The sequence below is a fragment of the Acuticoccus sp. I52.16.1 genome, from assembly GCF_022865125.1.
Classification (GTDB): Bacteria; Pseudomonadota; Alphaproteobacteria; order Rhizobiales; family Amorphaceae; genus Acuticoccus.
On the sequence record NZ_CP094828.1, the window covers coordinates 3,522,179 to 3,539,482 of the forward strand.

Annotated in this window: 15 protein-coding genes, 1 tRNA gene and 1 pseudogene; 7 read left to right on the plus strand and 10 right to left on the minus strand. The window is 69.4% G+C overall.

All coding sequences use genetic code 11. The features are described from left to right. Positions 1–63: 63 nt before the first annotated feature. Positions 64–140 (plus strand) — tRNA-Pro (locus tag MRB58_RS15875). 333 nt (positions 141–473) lie between these two features. On the opposite strand, the gene MRB58_RS15880 is transcribed toward MRB58_RS15875, so the two are convergent. The 4 genes and pseudogenes from MRB58_RS15880 to MRB58_RS15895 form a co-directional block, all read right to left on the minus strand. Beyond that, the gene (locus MRB58_RS15880) at positions 474–1,958 is read right to left on the minus strand and encodes an MFS transporter (protein ID WP_244778094.1); all 1,485 of its coding nucleotides are present in this window, start codon (positions 1,956–1,958) and stop codon (positions 474–476) included. A gap of 316 nt (positions 1,959–2,274) precedes the next feature. Then, positions 2,275–2,517, minus strand: a pseudogene (locus tag MRB58_RS15885) (exodeoxyribonuclease VII small subunit); the annotation flags it as partial. Between the two features lie 12 nt (positions 2,518–2,529). Further along, a complete protein-coding gene (locus MRB58_RS15890) occupies positions 2,530–3,453 on the minus strand; it encodes a histone deacetylase family protein (RefSeq protein ID WP_244778095.1) in 924 nt (307 codons plus the stop codon). Continuing rightward, positions 3,450–4,469, minus strand: a complete 1,020-nt coding sequence (locus MRB58_RS15895) for an L-threonylcarbamoyladenylate synthase (protein ID WP_244778096.1) — start codon at positions 4,467–4,469, stop codon at positions 3,450–3,452. Before MRB58_RS15895 ends, MRB58_RS15890 begins: the two co-directional genes overlap by 4 nt. Positions 4,470–4,557: 88 nt before the next feature. Here MRB58_RS15895 and MRB58_RS15900 point away from each other — a divergent pair, with 88 nt between their 5' ends. The 5 genes from MRB58_RS15900 to MRB58_RS15920 all read left to right on the plus strand — a co-directional run bounded on the left by MRB58_RS15900 (position 4,558) and on the right by MRB58_RS15920 (position 10,114). Next, positions 4,558–6,324, plus strand: a complete 1,767-nt coding sequence (locus MRB58_RS15900; RefSeq protein ID WP_244778097.1) for an acyl-CoA dehydrogenase — start codon at positions 4,558–4,560, stop codon at positions 6,322–6,324. Positions 6,325–6,673: 349 nt separating this feature from the next. Continuing rightward, entirely contained in the window at positions 6,674–7,072 is a 399-nt protein-coding gene (rsfS, locus tag MRB58_RS15905; protein WP_244778098.1) for a ribosome silencing factor, read from the plus strand. Then, a complete protein-coding gene (locus MRB58_RS15910) occupies positions 7,030–7,539 on the plus strand; it encodes a 23S rRNA (pseudouridine(1915)-N(3))-methyltransferase RlmH (RefSeq protein ID WP_244778099.1) in 510 nt (169 codons plus the stop codon). The genes rsfS and MRB58_RS15910 overlap by 43 nt, the downstream gene beginning before the upstream one ends. 32 nt (positions 7,540–7,571) lie before the next feature. Then, complete coding sequence (locus MRB58_RS15915; RefSeq protein WP_244782008.1) at positions 7,572–8,780, plus strand: murein hydrolase activator EnvC; 1,209 nt, start codon at positions 7,572–7,574, stop codon at positions 8,778–8,780. Beyond that, positions 8,777–10,114: a S41 family peptidase gene (locus tag MRB58_RS15920; RefSeq protein WP_244778100.1), complete on the plus strand. Its 1,338-nt coding sequence runs from the start codon at positions 8,777–8,779 to the stop codon at positions 10,112–10,114. The genes MRB58_RS15915 and MRB58_RS15920 overlap by 4 nt, the downstream gene beginning before the upstream one ends. Before the next feature lie 109 nt (positions 10,115–10,223). Here MRB58_RS15920 and MRB58_RS15925 read toward each other — a convergent pair whose 3' ends face one another. Further along, positions 10,224–10,697: a cupin domain-containing protein gene (locus MRB58_RS15925; protein ID WP_244778101.1), complete on the minus strand. Its 474-nt coding sequence runs from the start codon at positions 10,695–10,697 to the stop codon at positions 10,224–10,226. A 156-nt stretch (positions 10,698–10,853) separates the two neighbouring features. On the opposite strand from MRB58_RS15925, the gene MRB58_RS15930 reads away from it, so the two are divergent. Continuing rightward, positions 10,854–11,780, plus strand: coding sequence for a homocysteine S-methyltransferase family protein (locus MRB58_RS15930; RefSeq protein ID WP_244778102.1), 927 nt, complete (start codon positions 10,854–10,856; stop codon positions 11,778–11,780). 42 nt (positions 11,781–11,822) lie between these two features. Here MRB58_RS15930 and MRB58_RS15935 read toward each other — a convergent pair whose 3' ends face one another. The 5 genes from MRB58_RS15935 to MRB58_RS15955 form a co-directional block, all read right to left on the minus strand. Beyond that, positions 11,823–12,575: an ABC transporter ATP-binding protein gene (locus MRB58_RS15935; RefSeq protein ID WP_244778103.1), complete on the minus strand. Its 753-nt coding sequence runs from the start codon at positions 12,573–12,575 to the stop codon at positions 11,823–11,825. Then, the gene (locus MRB58_RS15940) at positions 12,575–13,336 is read right to left on the minus strand and encodes an ABC transporter ATP-binding protein (protein ID WP_244778104.1); all 762 of its coding nucleotides are present in this window, start codon (positions 13,334–13,336) and stop codon (positions 12,575–12,577) included. The genes MRB58_RS15935 and MRB58_RS15940 overlap by 1 nt, the downstream gene beginning before the upstream one ends. A gap of 1 nt (position 13,337) precedes the next feature. Beyond that, complete coding sequence (locus tag MRB58_RS15945) at positions 13,338–14,444, minus strand: branched-chain amino acid ABC transporter permease (protein WP_371747296.1); 1,107 nt, start codon at positions 14,442–14,444, stop codon at positions 13,338–13,340. 126 nt (positions 14,445–14,570) lie between these two features. Beyond that, positions 14,571–15,587, minus strand: a complete 1,017-nt coding sequence (locus MRB58_RS15950) for a branched-chain amino acid ABC transporter permease (RefSeq protein WP_244778105.1) — start codon at positions 15,585–15,587, stop codon at positions 14,571–14,573. Positions 15,588–15,919: 332 nt separating this feature from the next. Continuing rightward, a complete protein-coding gene (locus MRB58_RS15955) occupies positions 15,920–17,272 on the minus strand; it encodes a substrate-binding protein (RefSeq protein ID WP_244778106.1) in 1,353 nt (450 codons plus the stop codon). Between the last annotated feature and the right edge of the window lie 32 nt (positions 17,273–17,304).

Sequence of the window (17,304 nt, forward strand, 5' to 3'; positions counted from 1 at the left end):
GCGGAAAAGCCCCCATCCCCCGCTTGCGCCGGCGAAACAAACCCTATACGTCGAGGCACAGCTCGGAGCGTAGCGCAGCCTGGTAGCGCACTTGACTGGGGGTCAAGGGGTCGTGGGTTCGAATCCCGCCGCTCCGACCATTGTTTTCAAAGCCTCAGCCGCGGTCTCGGACCGGCGATGAACCGCCACGTATGGTGAACGGTCGTCGTCGATCGTCCATCGCCGGCGCAACGCCTTGCGCGCGGTGGCAAAGGTCGGCCGATCCACGGCCGGGCCGCTCGGTTTCCGCTGTACGGCGCCCTCCAATCGGCATCGGCCGCGAACATCCGGCGACATCGACCGGCCCCGACGCGCCCGTCGCGTTGCACGACGTCACGCCCATGATCCTTCGAGGCACGACGCGGCGGACCTTTTGCGCACCGACTTCCACTTTTTCGACGCCGTCGGGGTTCTCGCGGGCGCGGGGGCGGCGCCTACGTCGATCCCGAGGCGGTGTCGTGGTCCGCGGGGGCGGGCGTCTCGCCTGCCTGGGCGGCGGCGACGTCGAGCGACTCGGCGGCAGGGGCGGGCGCGGTGATGAGGTCGTCGTCCTCGTGCGGCGCCTCGATGGTGTCGCCGTTGGGCTCGTCGTCGTCGTCCACGCCGGCGGCGAAGGGGGTGAACCCGACCGGCATCTCCATCGACGGGTCGTCCTCCTCGATGATCTCCGGCGTGATCGCGCCGCCGACGACGGCGGTCGAGGCGTAGTCGAAGTCGCTGCGGAACTCTTCCTTGGGGCGGCGGCGGATGGTGATGCGCGCGCTGACGAAGAGCACCAGCGTCACCGCGCTACAGGCGATCGTCAGGAACAGGCCGCCCGGGCCGATGAGGGCCATCATCGTCGAAGCCACCAGCGGGCCGAAGATCGACCCGACGCCGAAGACGATGAGGAGCGCGGCCGAGGTCGGCACGATCTCCTCCGGCGGCGTCCAGTCGTAGGCGTGGGCGGCGGCCAGCGAGTAGATCGGCAGCATCGTCAGACCGACGACGAAGCCGAAGGCGAGGATCATGATGTCCGGCAGGAAGTCGGCGAAGGCCATCAGCAGGCCGATGGCCGCCGTCGCCGCGGCCGCTCCCAGCAGCACCAGGCGGCGGTCGACGAAGTCCGAGATGCGGCCGAGCGGGTACTGACCGATGGCGCCGCCCATGACCGAGGCGGAGACGAAGATGGCCGCCTCGTCCGTCCGGAAGCCGGAATCGATGGCGAAGATCGAGCCCAGGCCGTTGAACGAGCCCGCCATCACGCCCGACAGGAACGAGCCGACGAACGCCGCCGGCGCGGTCTGCCACAGGATGCCGGGATTGAACTTCACCACCGGGATCGGCGCCGGCTGGCTCGCCTTCGTCAGCGCCACCGGAACGGCCGCGATGGACAGCATGATCGAGCACATGGCGAAGAGGGCGAACGAGGAGATCGGCTGCACGGCGACGCCGAGCTGGCCGATCGAGATCGTGGCATAGGTGATGACGATGTACGTGCTCATCACCGTGCCGCGGGTGGTGTTGGTCGCCTTTTCGTTGAGCCAGCTCTCGATGATGACGAGCAGGCCCGAGATGCAGAAGCCGGTGCCGAAGCGGAACACCATCCACGACACCTCGTCCGTCACCAGCGGGAAGGAGAGGGCGGCGGCGGAGACCAGCGACACCATCGCCGCGAAGGCGCGGATGTGGCCGGCACGCAGGATGAGATAGGGGGCGAAAACGCAGCCGGCGACGAAGCCGGCATAATAGGTGGAGCTGAGGAGGCCGATGGCGACGCGCGAGAAACCTTCCAGGTCGGCGCGCAGCGGGATGAGCGTCGCCTGCAACCCGTAGCCCAGGTAGAGCAGCGCCGTCCCCAGGAGGAGCGCTGCCACGGGCGCGAGGGCACTGCGTACGCTGACCCGCTCCGGAGTCGCCTCGATCGTTCCACTCGACATTGGGCCCGCCTGGGTAAGCCGCGGTAGTTGGGACGCCGGATATCGTGCCGCGTGAGCACGTGTCGAGGGGAAAATTCCTCGTTCGCGTGATCGAAGGGTGTGGGCGAAGGTTTCGCACAAGCCCCGGTGGTGGCGGGGCTTGTCCGGTGGTGTCGCGGGGCAGGTCCGCCCAGCGCTGCCGCGGCGCTTCAGGCGCCGCGACGGTGGCACGAACGCGGCGCGATCAGAACGGGATGTCGTCGTCGATCGGGGTCGGCTCGGCCGGGCGGGAGGCCGGTCGCGGCTCGGCCTTGCTCTCGGCGCGCGGTTCGGCCTTGTCGAGCGGTTCGGTGCCGGCGGGCTCGCCGCCGGCCTTGAGACGCACCTTCTCGACGCGCATCTCGGCGTTCTTCAGGAGCGCGTCGCAGCGGGTCTTCAGCGCCTCGCCGCGCTCGTAGTAGGTGATCGACTCCTCGAGCGGCACGTTGCCCTTCTCCAGCTTGTCGACGATCTCCTCCAGCTCGCCCATGGCGGCCTCGAAGGTCATGCTTGCGACGTCGGGCCGGTTGGCTTCGCTCATGGGGTGTTCTCCTTACGCGGACATCAGCTCGGAGACGTGGGCGGCGACGCAGCGTCCGAGCGCGGCGAGATCGTATCCGCCCTCCAGCGACGATACGACCCGTCCCCCGCAACAGCGGTCCGCCACCTCCAGTATTCGCTGCGTGATCCACACGAAATCGTCGTCGGTGAGGCGGATGCCGCCGAGGGGGTCGTCCTCGTGCGCGTCGAACCCGGCGGACAGGATCAGGAATTCCGGCTCGAAGGCGTTGAGGGCCGGCATCACCGCGCCGTCGAACAGGGTGCGATAGAGCGAGCTCGACGTTCCCGGCGGCAGCGGCACGTTGAGGATGTTGCCGACGCCGCGCTCGTTGGCCTCGCCGGTGCCGGGATAGAGCGGGCTCTGGTGGGTCGAGATATAGAGGACGCTGGCGTCGTCCCAGAAGATGTCCTGCGTGCCGTTGCCGTGGTGGACGTCGAAGTCGACGATGGCGACGCGGCCGACGCCGTGGGCGCGCTGGGCGTGCCGGGCGGCGATCGCCACGTGGTTGAGGAAGCAGAAGCCCATCGCGCGGTTGTGCTCGGCATGGTGGCCCGGCGGGCGGCCGATGACGAAGGCGTTCTTGTCCTCCCCGGCGAAGAGCGCGTCGGTCGCCGCCATCAGAGCGCCGCTGGCGACGCGGGCGGCCTGCATCGTCGAGGGGCCCATCGAGGTGTCGGCGTCGACGGCGACGAGGCCGTGTTCGGGCACCAGCGCATCGAGCTTGGCGAGGTAGCCGGCGGGATGGACGGCGGTGATCGCCGCGTCGGGCGCGGGGGCGGCGGTGCGTCGGGGCAGCGGCTCGAACTTGGGGTGGGCGAGGGCGCGCTCGGCGACGGCGAAGCGCTCCGCGCACTCCGGGTGGCCCGGCGGCGTCTTGTGCCGGCCGAAGACGGGGTCGGTGTAGATCAGGGTCATCGAGAGCCGTCGCCTTGTCGTTGAGTGTGGTCCGCGCCGGGTCCGTCCGGGGGGCATGCGGCGGGTGCGTCCTGGGGCCGGGGCGCTGCGGCGCGCTTCAGGCGGTCGCGGATGGCGAGGCCGATGCCGAAGGCCGGGATCGGCGAGACGGCGATCGTCGCCGCGCCGGTGGCGTCCAGCCGGCGCAGCCCTTCGTAGAGGCCGCGGGCCGCCTCGTCGAGGTCGCCGGTCGGTGACAGGCGCACGGTGCGGGCGGTGCTGGCCGCCGATGTCTCGGTGCCCAGTGCCAGCCAGGCTTCGTCGGGGCGCACGTCCGCGGCCGCAACGTCGAGCCGCACGCGCGCGGCCGGTGCATAATGCGAGGCGAGGAGGCCGGGCGAGCGCAGCGGCCCCAGGGCGTGCGCCGGGGGCGAGGTGGCGAGCGGGCCGAGCCGCGCTTCCAGCGCCTCGACCGGCACCGCGCCGGGCCGCAGGAGGCGTGGCGCCCCCGTCAGGTCCACCACGGTGGACTCGACGCCGACCGGGCACCCGCCCGCATCGACGATGAGGTCGATCCGGTCGGCCAGCTCCGCCGCGACGGCCTCCGCGGTCGTCGGCGAGACGCGACCCGAGCGGTTGGCGCTGGGCGCGACCAGCGGTCCCGTCGCCGCCGCCACGCCGCGGAAGAAGGGCGAGGCGGGGATGCGCACCGCGACGGTCATTCCGCCGGCAAGCGCGGCGGGCGCGACGGCGGCCGAGTCGGTGAGTTCGAGCACCACCGTCAGCGGTCCGGGCCACAGGTCCGCCAGCGCAAGGGCCGGGCCGGTGGCGGCAAAGGCGGCGGCCTGTTCGAGGTTCGCCACGTGCACGATCAAGGGGTTGCTCGACGGGCGGCCCTTTGCGGCGTAGAGACGCGCCACGGCGGCATCGGATGCGGCGAGGGCGGCGAGACCGTAGACGGTCTCGGTCGGCAGCGCCGCGAGGCCGCCTGCGGACAGGACCGCGACGGCACGGGCGTGCGCGCGGTCCTGCGGCATGGCCGGGATCCGTTCCGCGCCGCCGAGGGTGCCACCGTCCGTGTGAGCGCCTATTGTCATAGAAGCGTGTTATAAGGGGGGAGAGCACATGACGTATACCGCCGCTGTCGAGGAGATGCTGTTCGCGCTGGAAGAGGTCGCCGGTCTGGCCGAAGCGCGCGAGGCGGGGGCGATCGACCTGGGCGAGGACGACGCCCGTGCGATCCTGACCGAGGCCGGCCGCTTCGCCGAGGACGAGCTGGCGCCGCTCAACGAGATCGGCGACCGCGAGCATTCCCGGCGCGACGGGCACGATGTGATCACGCCGCAGGGTTGGGCCGAGGCCTACCGCGCCTGGGTCGATGCTGGCTGGGGCTCGCTGACCGGCGAGGAGGCGTACGGCGGCCAGGGCCTGCCGATGGCCTTGCAGATCGTCCTGACCGACATCGTCAACCAGGCCAACGCCGGCTTCTCGCTCAACCCGCTGCTGACGGTGGGCGCGGTGGAGGCCCTCCAGGCGCACGCCTCGGACGCGCTGAAGGCCACCTACCTGCCGAAGATGATCGCCGGCGAATGGGCCGGAACGATGAACCTCACCGAGCCGCAGGCCGGCTCGGACCTCGGCACGCTGAAGACGCGCGCCGAGCCGGAGGGCGACCACTACCGCCTGTTCGGGCAGAAGATCTTCATTTCCTACGGCGAGCACGACCTCACCGAGAACATCATCCACCTCGTGCTCGCGCGCCTGCCGGACGCGCCGGAGGGCACGCGCGGCATCTCGCTCTTCCTGGTGCCGAAGTTCCTCGTCGCGGAGGACGGATCGCTGGGCGCGCGCAACGACGTGGCGTGCGTCGGCGTCGAGGACAAGCTCGGCATCCACGCCTCGCCGACCTGCACCATGGCCTATGGCGACAAGGGCGAGGGCGCGATCGGCTACCTCGTCGGCCAACCGGGGCGCGGGCTCAATGCGATGTTCACGATGATGAACCAGGCGCGCGTGTCGGTCGGCATGCAGGGCGCGGCGGTCGCCGAGCGGGCGACGCAGCGCGCCGTGGCGTTCGCGATGGACCGCAAGCAGGGGGCGACGCCGTCCTGGACCGCGGGCGGCCCGGCGCCGATCGCCTATCATCCGGACGTGAAGCGGATGCTTCTGTCGATGCGCGGGCTGACGCGGGCGGCGCGAGCGATCTGCTATGCCTGCGCCGTCGCCATCGACCGTGGACGGCCCGGCAAGCCCGACGCCGCCTTCTGGAAGGCGCGCGCCGACCTGCTGACGCCGATCGCTAAGGCGTTCGCGTCGGACATCGGCGTCGAGGTCTCCTCGCTCGGCATCCAGGTGCACGGCGGCATGGGGTACGTGGAGGAGACCGGCGCGGCGCAGCATTTCCGCGACGCGCGGATCTTCACCATCTACGAAGGGACCAACGGCATCCAGGCGATCGACCTGGTCCGGCGCAAGATCGTGATGCAGGACGGCGCGGTGCTCGCCGCCTACCTGAAGGAGCTGCGCGGCATCGCCGAGGCCGCCCGCGGCGCCAACGACCTGTCGCTCGGCGAGGCCGGCAAGCAGCTCGAGGGGGCGATCGACGCCGTGGCGAGCGCAGCGGCGGCGCTGGCGGCCGCGCTCGCCGCCGGCGAGGTCGACAAGGCGCTCGCCGGGGCGACGCCGTTCCTGCGGGCCATCGGCCTGACCGCGGGCGGGGCCTATCTGGTGAAGGCGGCGCTGAAGGCGCAGGAGGGGGCGGCACCCTCCCGCGCCGGCCTCGCCCGCTTCTTCGTCGACGGGTTCGTGACGTCGGTGCCGGCGCTCGCGGCCAACGCCGTCGGCGGGGCGGACGACATCCTCGCCGCGACGCCGGACATCCTGGCGGCTTGACGGACGGCGGCGGACCGCGACCACGCGATGGCCGCCGCGTCGGGCGGCCTCGCCGGCCTCGTCGCCGGGAGGGTGCACGCCGTCCCGGCGCCCTTTGTCCGCCGGCGCACACAGTACGACAACCGTGGCGCGAATGCCGCATAGCCGGCAAAAGAGCGTGTTTTTTGCGGGCCGACCAGTCAGCGCCTCTTGGCGCGGGATGGCAACCCTCCACAGATGGGGGACTTTCGACGGTCGAGACGGATTTGTAGTCTTGAAATCGTCATGGACCGAAACCTATCTTTCCCACATGGCCGCTAGATTCGCTGGCCTGTTCAGGCGACGTTCTAGGAAAGGAACCCGCGCACACATGGCATTGACGTCAAATGGGGCGATCTCGCCTCATAGTGAGGATGCAGGCGAAATCGCCGTGCCCCTCGCCGTCGTCCTCGACAGCCTGGAAGATTCCAAGGCCGAGGACATCGTCGCCATCGATGTGACCGGCAAGACCCCGATCGCAGATCACATGATCGTGGCGTCCGGCCGCTCTCACCGCCACGTCGGCGCCGTGGCCGACCGTCTCCTTCGCGATCTGAAGGACAACGGCGCCAAAGCCGTCAAGGTGGAAGGCCTCAATAGCTGCGATTGGGTCCTGATCGACACCGGTGACGTCATTATCCACGTCTTTCGGCCGGAGGTGCGAACCTTCTACAACCTCGAAAAGATGTGGCAGATGGATTCGGCGGCACAGGTGGAGCTCGTCGTCTGAATCTACTGATCCTCGCCGTCGGCAAGGCCGGGCAAAGCCCCGAGGCCGAGCTGTGCGGCCGCTATATGGAGCGGGCCGAACGCATCGGCCGCTCGATGGGCCTGTCGTCCGTCACCGTTCGCGAGTTCAACGAAGCGACCGGTCCCACGAAGGCTGCGATCGAGGCTGACAAGATCCTGGCCGCACGCAAACCCGGCCCCCTCGTCATGCTGGACGAGACCGGAGCGGCCTGGACGAGCACCGAGTTCGCCGCGCGCATCCAGGGCTGGCTCGACGCCGGTCACGCGAATGTGACCTTCGCCATCGGTGGCGCCGACGGGCACGGTGACGGCGTGAAGCAGGCCGCCGATCAGGCCTTGTCGCTGGGGCCGATGACGCTGCCGCACCTCCTCGCCCGCGCGGTGCTGCTGGAGCAGCTTTACCGCGCCGTGACCATCCGCCTCGGCCACCCCTATCACCGCGCATGATCGCCCGCGCCGTCGCCCTCGCGCTCCTCTTGGTGCTGCCGCTGGCGGCGACGGCCCAGGAGACGCCTTCGGCCGCGGGCGACGGGGGCGCGGACCGTGAACGCCAGCAGCTGGTGCAACGCCTGGAGCGGCTGCGCGAAAGTGCGTCGGCGGCCGAAGCGCGCGCGACCGAGCTGAGCGACGAGCTGGTCGACCTCGCCGGCGACGAGGCCAAGCTGCGCGAGCGCACCGAGGAGACCGCGGCCAAGGTCGCCGGCCTGGAGCAGCAGATCTCCGCCGAGGAGGACAAGCTGGAGCGCCTGACGGACGATCAGGCCGCGATCCGCCAGGACCTCGCCGCCAAGCGCAGCGAGCTGTCCTCGGTGTTGATGGCGCTGCAGCGCATCGGCCGGCGTCCGCCGCCCGCCCTGTTCGGCGACACCGGCGACCCCACCGACACCGTACGCGGCGCGATCCTCCTCAACGCGGTCCTGCCGGAGCTGGACAAGAACGCCCGCACCTTGACCGCGACGCTGACCCGCGCCGCGCGGTTGGAGGCGGACGAGCGGGCGAGCTGGGCCAAATTGCGCGAGGATCTCGAGGAGCTCAACGGCGAGCGCCGGCGGCTCGACGAGTTGAGCGCCGAGTTGCAGCGGCGGCGCGCCCTCTCGCTCTACGAGCGCGAGCGGGCCTCGGCGGACGCGGCGCGCCTCGCGGAGGAGGAGCGCACCGTCGCCGGGCTCATCGAGCGCCTTCAGCGCGAGGGCACGGTGACCGCCGCCCCTCCGGCGCAACCCTTCGAGCAGCGGCGCGGCAGCTTGACTCTGCCGGTGGCCGGGCGCGTGATCTCGACGTTTGGCGAGACGACGGGGACGGGCGACGTGTCGAACGGCCGCACGATCGCGGCCTTGCCGCAGGCGACGGTCTTTGCACCGATGGCGGCGACGGTGTTGTTTTCGGCGCCGTTCAGTGACTACGGCGAAGTCTTGATCCTGGACGCGGGCCAAGGATACCATATGGTCTTGGCAGGGTTGGAATCGACGTCGGTCGTGATCGGTGACAGGGTCGAACCGGGCGCTCCATTGGGCCGGATGGGTGAGTCCACCCGGCGCTCTGCTGCTGTCTCCGCCAGCGTCAAAGGGTCCGACCTTCTTGGCTCAAGGCCAGCCCTTTACATAGAGCTCCGCAAGGATCGCATTGCGATCGACAGTCAGGGCTGGTGGCGTGAGGCCACGGCCGATGCAGGAAGGACAAGTGGATGATCCGTCGAATTGGTTTGTTGATGACGGGTGCGGCGATGGGCGCGGCGGGCGCCGTAGCGCTCGCGGATCCCGGGGCGATCCTGGCCATCAATGCGAACGCCGCCTCGGCCGACACCTACCGCCAGCTCAACCTCTTCGGCGACGTGTTCGAGCGTGTGCGCGCCCAGTACGTGGAAGCGCCGGACGAGAAGGCGCTGATCGCCTCGGCCATCAACGGCATGCTCACTTCGCTCGACCCGCACTCCAGCTACATGCCGCCCGACGATTTCGAGGACATGCAGGTCCAGACGTCCGGGGAGTTCGGCGGCCTCGGCATCGAGGTCACGATGGAAGGCGACCTCATCAAGGTCGTCTCGCCGATCGACGATACCCCGGCCTTCAAGGCGGGCGTGCTCGCCGGCGACCTCATCACCCACCTCGACGGTGAGGAGGTCATGGGCCTCAGCCTCGCCGAGGCGGTCGACCGGATGCGCGGCCCCGTGGACACCGCGATCAAGATCACCGTCCGCCGCGAAGGCGTCGACGATCCGATCGACATCGAGATCACCCGCGCCAAGATCCAGATCCAGTCGGTCAAGTGGGAGATCATGGGCGACGACATCGGCTACATCCGCGTCTCCTCGTTCAACGAGCGGACGACGACGGGCGTGCGCGAGGGCGTCAAGAAGCTCACCGAGGAGGCGGGCGACAAGGAGCTGAAGGGCTTCGTGATCGACCTGCGCAACAACCCCGGCGGCCTGCTGAACGAGGCGGTCGACGTCTCCGACGCGTTCCTGAACCAGGGTGAGATCGTCTCCACCCGCGGGCGGGACGAGGACAAGGCCCAGCGCTATGCCGCCGAGATGGGCGACCTGATCGACGGCAAGCCGCTGATCGTGCTGATCAACGGCGGGTCGGCCTCGGCGTCCGAGATCGTCGCCGGCGCGCTGCAGGACCACAAGCGGGCGACGATCGTCGGCACGCAATCCTTCGGCAAGGGCTCGGTGCAGACCATTGTGCCGCTGGGAGCCAACGGTGCCATGCGGCTGACGACGGCGCGCTATTACACCCCGTCCGGCCGTTCCATCCAGGCCCGCGGCATCGACCCCGACATCGAGGTCAAGCAGCCGCTCCCGGAGGAGCTGCAGGGCAAGCTGCAGGCGCGCGGCGAGGCCTCCCTGCGCGGCCACCTGGTCGCCGAGGACGGCGAGGAGGAGGAGCGCTCCGGCTCGCTCACCTTCGTTCCGACCGAGCGGGACGACGACGAGCAGCTGAAGTTCGCCCTCGATCTCCTGCACGGCGAGGAGGTGTCGGACGCCTTCCCGCCGAACCCGTCGGACGGCGTGCCGAACTGATCGGCGACGCGAAAGGCGCAACGTAAAACGCGAAAGGCGGGCCTCGGCCCGCCTTTTCTGTTGCTGCATCAGCCGCCGAGGGCGCCGCGGCGGCCCCCTCGGCGCGGGCTCATTCGGCTGGGTGGTTGGGATCCGTCCAGCGCACCGGCTCGGGCGATTCCACCGGGTCGATGTCGAGATTGACCACCACCGGCTCCTGGTCCGATCGCACGAGGACGCACTCCAGCGTCTCGTCGGTCATGGCATTGATCTCCTGGTGCGGCACGTAGGGCGGCACGAAGATGAAGTCGCCGGGGTCGGCCTCGGCGACATATTGCAGCTTGTCGCCCCAGCGCATGCGGGCGCGCCCCCGCACGATGTAGATCACCGACTCCAGGTGCCCGTGGTGATGGGCGCCGGTCTTGGCGTCGGGATGGATGGAGACGGTGCCGGCCCAGAGCTTCTGCGCCCCCGCCTTCGCGAAGTTGATCGCCGCGGCGCGGTCCATGCCCGGAGTCTTGGCGGTGTTCGGGTCCAACTCGTCGGCCTTCACGATCCGCACGCCGTTCAGGCGCCAGTCGGTCTCGCTCATCTTAAGGTCCATGTTCCTTCGTCAAGTGTTCCGCAGCACAGTTCGGCGGCGGCTCGATCCCGATGTTTGCACTTACGAGGCGCCGCGTCGAACCCTCGCCGGGGCGCGCGCGAAAATCGCTTCAGCATGCGGACCGCGACAGCCGGCCGCCGCAGAGGGATGAAACCGATGAATGCAACACTGCCGCAATTGTCACAGCCGTTCCTGCAATATACCGGCAACGAGACCGACATCATCTTCAACAAGGGGATCGATCTGCCCGGCTTCGCCGCCTATCCGTTGCTGGAGAGCCCGTCCGGGGCGGAGCTTCTCGCCGCCTACTACGACGGCCTCGTCGCCACGGCGCGGGAGGTCGGCGCCGGCGTCATCCTCGACACGCTGACCTGGACGGCCAACGCCGACCGCAGCGCGGGGATCGGCTACGGCGGCGCGCGGCTCGACGCGGTGAACCGCAGCTGCGTCGCGTTCGCCGCGGAGGCGCAGGCCCGCGCCGGCGCGGTGCCGACGGTGGTGTCCGGGATGGTCGGCCCGCGCGCGGACGGCTACGCGCCGGAGCGCCTGATGTCGGCCGAGCAGGCCGAGGCGTACCATGGCCGCCAGATCCGCACTCTGGCAGAGGCGGGGGCCGAGATGATCAACGCCTTCACCATCGGCTACGCGGAGGAGGCGATCGGGATCGTCCGGGTGGCGCGGGCGGTGGGGCTGCCGGTGGCGATCTCGTTCACGGTGGAGACCGACGGGCGCCTGCCGACGGGCGGCACGCTTCGCGAGGCGGTCGAGACGGTGGACCGGGCGAGCGACGGGGCGCCCGCCTACTACCTCGTCAACTGCGCGCACCCGGAACACGCCGAGGGCGCGTGGCGGGACGAGGCGTGGATGGCGCGGGTGAAAGGGTTCGTCGCCAACGCGTCGCGGTGCAGCCACGCCGAGCTCGACAACGCGACCGAACTCGACGACGGCGACCCGGAGGAGCTGGGCGGCCAGCTGGCGGCGCTCGCCCGGCGGTTCGCGCACTTCACCGTCTTCGGCGGCTGCTGCGGGACGGACCTGCGCCACATCGCCGCCATCGCGCGGCAACTGCCGATCGCGGCGTAAGCAAGGGAGGAGGCGGCCGCCGGGCCGCCCGCCCGTCCGCTGTCAGACGGCGAGGTACTCTTCGCGCAGCGCCTTGTCGTCCAGCACCTCCTTGGCGGTGCCGGTATAGACGATCTCGCCCATGTCCATGATGATGGCGCGGTCGGCGAGGTGCAGCGCGGCGATCGCGTTCTGCTCGACCATGATGGTGGTGATGCCGGCGTCCTTGATCTCGGCGACGATCCGCTCGATCTCCTGGACGATCACGGGGGCGAGCCCCTCGTAGGGCTCGTCGAGCAGCAGGAGCTTCAGCTCGCGGCACAGCGCGCGGGCGACGGCCAGCATCTGTTGCTCGCCGCCCGACATGGTGACGGCCTCCTGCCGGCGCCGCTCGGCGAGGCGGGGAAAGCGCTGGTACACCTCCTCGATGTCCCAGCCCTTCGGCTCGGCGATCTGCGCCAGCTTCAGGTTCTCCTCCACCGTCAGTCCGGCGATGATGCGTCGATCCTCGGGCACCAGCTGCAGGCCGGCCTGTGCGGCGCCGACCGCGTTGGTCTTGTGCAGCGCCTTGCCGCCCAGCCAGATCTCGCCCTTGCGCATCTGCGGCGTGTCGGTCCGGGCGATAGTGCGCAAGGTGGACGTCTTGCCGGCGCCGTTGCGGCCCAGCAGCGCGATCACCTCGCCCTCGGCGACGTCGAACGACACGCCCTGCACGATGTAGCTCTCGCCGTAGTAGGCGTGCACGTCGCGGCAGGAGAAGAACGGTTCGGCGACCGTGGCCGGCGCCGGGGCGGCGAGGGTGTCAGCGGCGGACATCAGTGGGCTCCTCCGAGGTAGGCTTCCTGCACCTTGGGGTCGCGGCGGACCTCTTCGGGGGTGCCTTGGGCGATGATCCGTCCGCCGGCCAGCACAGAGACGGTGTCGGCCAGCGAGAAGACGACGTGCATGTCGTGCTCGATGATCACCTTCGTCATCCCGCTCGCCTTGATCTTCTGCAAAAGGTCGATCGTGCGATTGGTGTCGAGGCGGCTCATGCCGGCGGTCGGCTCGTCGAGCAGCAGGAGCTTGGGCCGCTGGACGAGGCACATCGCCAGCTCCAGCCGCCGCTTGTCGCCGCGCGACATGGAGCTGGCGTCGTCGTGCCGCTTGTCGGCGAGGCCGAGGTCCTCGAGGATCTCCTCGGCGGCGAGGCGGATGTCGGTGTCGCCGTCGAGCGGGCTCATGATGTTGAGCCGCAGCGGCCCGTCGCGCTTGGCGTAGGCCGGGACCATCACGTTCTGCAGCAGCGTCAGGTCGTTGAAGATCTCCGGCGTCTGGAAGACGCGGGCGATGCCGAGCTGGTTGATCTCGTGCGGCTTCTTGCCGGTGATCACCGTTCCGTCGAACACCACCGCGCCCTCGTCGGGGATGATGCGTCCGACCACCACGTTGAGGAGGGTCGATTTGCCCGCGCCGTTGGGGCCGATGATGGCGTGGGTCTTCGCCTCGGTAATGGTGAGGTCGATGTCCGACAGCGCCTTCAGCCCGGCGAAGTTCTTCTGCACGTCGGCGACGTGGAGCACCTTGTTGTCGACCATGTCAGCGCTCCTTGGACCGGAAGAGGCGGCCGATGCGGCGGAACCCTTCCACCAGGCCGCCCGGCAGGAAGATGACGACGATCATGAAGATGACGCCCAGCGTCAGATGCCAGCCTTCGCCCACGAACGGGGCCACAACGTAGACGACGGCATGGTCGAGCCACTGCGGCAGGAAGGAGAAGGCGTCGACCAGGGTGGAATCGCCCAGCGAGGAGAAGATGTTCTCGAAGTACTTGATGATCACCGCGCCGATGAACGGGCCGATCAGCGTACCGGCGCCGCCCAGGATGGTCATCAGCACGACCTCGCCCGAGGCGGTCCACTGCATGCGCTCGGCGCCGGCGAGCGGGTCGACCACCGCCAGGAGCCCCCCCGCGAGACCGGCATACATGCCCGAAATGATGAAGGCGACGAGGGTGTAGGGCCGCGTGTTGAAGCCGACATAGGACATGCGCACCTGGTTCGACTTGATGCCGCGCAGCATCATGCCGAAGGGCGAGCGGGTGATCCGCAGCGCGATGTAGAAGGCGATCATCAGGCAGATGGCGCAGGTCCAGAACCCGGCCATGCCGGTGATCTGCACGCCGAAGATCTCCGCCCGCGGCACCGCGACGGCGGCGTCCCCGAACGCGGCGTCGATCACGCGCGGGTCGTCGCGCAGGACGCGCAGGCCGGTCTCGCCGTTGGTGATCGGCGTCAGCACCGAGTAGGCGAGGTTGTAGCACATCTGCGCGAAGGCGAGCGTCAGGATCGAGAAGTAGATGCCCGAGCGCCGCAGCGACACGTAGCCGATGACGACCGCGAAGACGCCCGCCATCAAGGTGGAGCAGACGATCGCCGGGATGATGTTCAGCGACAAGAGCTTGAACGACCACACCGCGGTGTAGGACCCGACGCCGAGGAAGGCGGCGTGCCCGAACGAGAGGTAGCCCGTCAGCCCGAACAGGATGTTGAAGCCGATCGCGAAGATCCCGTAGATCGCGAACCGCTGCATCAGGTCCGGGTAGGCCGCGCCGAACGGTTGCAGCCAGATCGGCATCGTGAAGACGACGATGCCGAAGAGGACCGTCATCACGATGTCGCGCTTGGGCGGCCACAGCGGGGCCATGTCCGGGCCGAGCGGCGGCAGCTGCGTCGGCACCGCACCGCTGGTCCGGTAGAAGGCCGACTGGCTCTTGGGCTTGTCGACGACGGGGGTGGCGAAGGGCGATTCGGTGTCGCGTGCCTGATCCATTTACGCCTCCATCACGCCTTTGCGGCCAAGCAGACCGCGCGGTCTGGTGAGCAGCACGACCACGGCGACGAGGTAGATGATGACTTGGTCGATGCCGGGGAGCAGGGACTTCACCTCGTTGAGGGAGGCGAAGGACTGCAGCATGCCAAGGAGGAACCCGGCGGCGACCGCGCCGGGGAGGGAGCCCATGCCGCCGACCACGACGACGACGAAGGAGAGCACCAGGAACTCCATGCCGATGTTGTAGTTGGGCGGCTGGATGCCGGTGTAGAGCGCGCCCGCCAGCCCCGCGACGACCGCGGCGAGCCCGAAGACGATGGTGAACCGGCGCTGGATGTTGATGCCGAGGAGCTGCACCGTCTCGCGGTCGGCCATGCCGGCGCGCACGACCATGCCGTAGGTGGTGAGATTGAGGAAGGCGAAGACGCCGCCGATGATGAGGACCGACGAGACGAGGTAGATCAGCCGCCACCACGGGTAGGAGAGGTTGGCGTCGAGCCCCAGGATGGCGCCGATGTCGGCCGAGCCGCGCACGATCTCGGGCGGCTGCACCGGGATCGGATTGGCACCGAACCAGGCCTTGATGATCTCCGCCAGCACGATGGCGAGGCCGAAGGTGACGAGGATCTGCTCGGCGTGGGGCCGCTTGTAGAAGAAGCGGATGAGGCCGCGCTCCATCAGGATGCCGACGAGGAGCATGATCGGGATCGAGACCAGCAGCGAGATCGGGATCACCCAGTCGATGATCGCCGCGCCCGTGTCGCCGAACCAGGAGACCAGGTGAGGCTGCTCGATATAGGCCTCGAAGAAGGTGATCGATTCGTCGCGGACCCGCTCGGAGATGGTGAGCAGTTGCTGCACGCCGACGACGCAGAAGGCGCCGAGCATGAACAGCGCCCCATGCGCGAAGTTGACGACGCCGAGCGTGCCGAACGTCAAGGTCAGGCCCAGCGCGATCAGCGCGTAGGCGCCGCCTTTGTCGAGCCCGTTGAGGATCTGGAGCAGTATGGCGTCCATCGAGCCTTCCCACCGTGATAGCCGCATGAATGCACCGGACCGCAGTCCCCTGGGGCTGCGGTCGCCGGACGTGTCGGTGCTGTCGAAGTCGAAGCGGTCCGGAGCCGCGTGCTCGCGGGGGGCGGGCCGCGCGGCCGCCGGTCCCTGCGGGCGATGAGGGGCGGCGCCGTGCGTCGCCCGCTCGTCACGCTGGTGCGAACGCCGGCCGCCGCGCCCCGATCGGGATCGCTGCGGGCCGGCGCCGCCGCCTCGTGGTGTGGGAGGCGGGCGCCGGGGCCCGCCGTCCGCGTCGTCGAAGCGGGGTGCCCGTCACCGGGCGCCCGCGCCGTGCCTCAGGCCGCGCAGCCGGCGACCTCGTAGGGGCCGAGTTCGCCGCCGAAGATCGACGCGTCGTACGTGACGTCGGCGCGCGGGACGATCTTGTAGACCGGCAGCAGGTCGAACTCGGAGGAGGGCTTCTCGTTGCCGCGCACCACGAGCACGTCCTTGAAGCACTGGTGGTCGGTGTCGCGGTAGAGGGTCGGGCCGTTGCCCATGCCGTCGAACTCGAAGCCTTCGAGGGCCTTGATGACTTCCGGCGGGGCGAAGGTGCCGGCGGTCTCGACCGCGTTGGCGTAGAGGAGGGTCTGCACGTAGCAGGTGTGGGCCGCCTGCGAGGGCGGACGCCCGTATTCCTGGCCGAACGACTTGGCGAACGCCTGGCTGCCCGGGTTGTCCAGCATCCAGGACCAGTTGGAGGTGCCGAAGATGCCGGCGACGTTCTCGCCCGCGCCCTGGGCCATCAGCTCGGAGAACAGCGGCACGACGATCTCGAAGGTCTTGCCGTTGACCTGCTTCTCGCGCATGCCGAACTGCACCGCCTGCGTCAGCGAGTTCACGAGGTCGCCGCCGTAGTGGTTGAGGATGAGGACGTCCGCGCCGGAATTGAGAACCGGGGTGAGGTACTGCGAGAAGTCACCCGCGCCGAGCGGGGTGCGGACCGTCTGCGTGGTGCCCCAGCCCTGCTTCTCGGTGGCGTCCTTGATCGATTCTTCCTGCGTCCAGCCCCAGGTATAGTCGGCGGTGAGGTGGTAGGCCTGACGGTCCTTGCCGTACGCCTCGGCGACGACCGCGCCCAGCGCCTGGCCGGACTGGTAGGCGTTGAAGAAGTGGCGGAAGCCGTAGCGGCGCTTGTCCTTGCCGGTGGTGTCGTTGGAGTGGGTGAGGCCGGCCATGAAGACCACGCCCATCTCCTGGCAGAGCGACTGCACGGCGATGGCGACGCCCGACGACGAGCCGCCGGACACCATGATGACGCCATCCTTCTCGATCATGCGGCGGGCGGAGGCGCGGGCGGCGTCGGACTTGGTCTGCGTGTCGCCGGTGACGAACTCGACCTTCTTGCCGAGGATACCGTTGCCCTTCAGGTTGGAGGGCTTGAAGGTGGTCATCATCCCGCCGTCGCCCTCGCCGTTGAGGTGCTTCACGGCGAGCTCGAAGGCGCGCAGCTCATCCTTGCCCTCTTCGGCGTAGGGGCCGGTCTGGGGCACGTTGAAGCCGAGCGTGACGGTGGACCCGCTGGGGTTGTTACAGAACTCCTGGGCCCACGCGCCGCGGGTAAAGAAGGTCGGCGCCGCGAGGGCCGCCCCCGCGAGTGCTGTGCCGTGAAGAAAACGACGGCGGGACGGCCGGATAATCTTTGTCATTTCTTTCCTCCCTGGGGGCGGGGCTGTGCCGC